Source organism: Comamonas sp. GCA5, from assembly GCF_036541385.1.
In the GTDB taxonomy this organism is placed as follows: Bacteria; Pseudomonadota; Gammaproteobacteria; order Burkholderiales; family Burkholderiaceae_C; genus Comamonas; species Comamonas aquatica.
Genome location: NZ_JAZHFR010000209.1, coordinates 1 through 741, shown reverse-complemented (window position 1 = coordinate 741; position 741 = coordinate 1). Strand labels below are relative to the sequence as shown.

Genomic DNA, 741 nt, shown 5'->3' with positions numbered 1-741 from the left:
AAAACCGGGGGCTAGTGGGTCACTTCTGGATGGAAATCAACAGGCAACGTGCTTCGCGATTTCATTGGCGTCATAGGAAGGAGTCTTGAGGGCCGTGGGCTGAAACAGGTTGTTCTTCCGAGTCTCAAGCGACTTCTTCAGTTCCTCCAGATCTTTCTTGTAGACTGCTAGCGCTTGAGTCAGGGCTTTGCTGCTGGCTTCAAACGCTGTGCGCTCGTCAGGGTAGAACTGTGCGCCCGTGAAAGTGTTGAGTCCCGCGATGGTGCCAATCTCGGCCGTTACTGACGTGATAGCAGCATCCAAGGACGTTTCCAGATCGCCAGACTCCTTGCTGAAATGTTCATCAAGTACCTGCCAAATGTCGTGGGGCAGATCCTGTCGGCAGAAGGCACATGTATCGCGCTTCGCGCGGTGGTGCCCCATACCCTGCTTGACCCAAAGTTGCAAGGCGCTGTCTTTGAGCAGTTCTTCAATGGCCTTGGTTGGTGTGATCGTCTTGGACAGCAACGGTTCAGCAGTCGCAGTCAAGGACTCCAGCTTGAGAGCGACAACCAGGGTGTCTGTGATGTCGGGTAGCGCTTCCTGCTTGAGCAGCTTGATCCGACCTGCTTGTTCTTCGGTCGTGAGAGCGTAAGCGCACGGTCATCCCACCCTTGAGGGCGGCGGCGTAAGCGGCAACGATGGTGTCCACCAAACCAGATAGGTGGACACCATGACCGAAGCCCAGAACAAGACCCGTCG

Annotated in this window: 1 pseudogene; it reads right to left on the bottom strand. The window is 55.7% G+C overall.

From position 1 onward, the window contains the following. Positions 1-36: 36 nt before the first annotated feature. Positions 37-615: pseudogene (locus SJH88_RS19285) on the bottom strand (AAA family ATPase); the annotation flags it as partial. Positions 616-741 lie beyond the last annotated feature (126 nt).